1 pseudogene is annotated in these 654 nt (G+C 75.1%); it reads right to left on the bottom strand.

Annotation, left to right across the window (positions count from 1 at the left end):
• Positions 1-654: pseudogene (locus ACFQ2D_RS17000) on the bottom strand (hypothetical protein); the annotation flags it as partial.

Below are 654 nucleotides of genomic sequence, written 5' to 3' on the forward strand. Positions count from 1 at the left end.
CCGCGTCGGTGGCCTCGGTACCGGCCGCCACGTTGGTGATCTGGCGCTCGGCCCCCGCGTCGCCCACCGACACCGTGTTGTCGCGATCGGCCTGCGAGCCCGCGCCCAGCGCCACGCTGTTGGTCGCGCTGGCGCCGGCCAGGAAACCGACCGCGGTCGAGTCCTCGCCGCTGGCCGAACTGCCGCTGCCCAGCGCACTGGCGCCGTCGGCGGTGGCATAGGCCAGCGTGCCCAGCGACGTCGCCTGCACGCCGGTCGCCTCGGCCAGGGTGCCGACGGAAGTCGCGCCCAGGCCCGTCGCCCAGGCCCCGTTGCCGATTGCGGTCGAGGCCACACCCGAAGCCTCCGTCACCTGCAGGATCAGGCCCGGCCACCCGATCAGCAGGTCGCCGTAATCCGCGATGCCGCCCACGGCCAGGCCGTAGTCGCCGCTGGCCACGCTGCCGTAGCCCACGGCGGTGGCATAGCCGCCCGTGGCCTCGCTGAACGCGCCCAGCGCGCTCGACGCCGGGGTCGAGGCCGTGCTGCTGTATCCGTAGGCCGAGGCCTGCACGCCATCGGCGCTCGCCGCCGCGCCGGTCGCGGTGCTGAATGCACCGTTGGCCTGCGCACCGGCACCGAACGCGCTCGCGCCCACTTCCGACGCCGTCGTGG

It is taken from the genome of Luteimonas composti (assembly GCF_042678665.1).
In the GTDB taxonomy this organism is placed as follows: Bacteria; Pseudomonadota; Gammaproteobacteria; order Xanthomonadales; family Xanthomonadaceae; genus Luteimonas; species Luteimonas composti.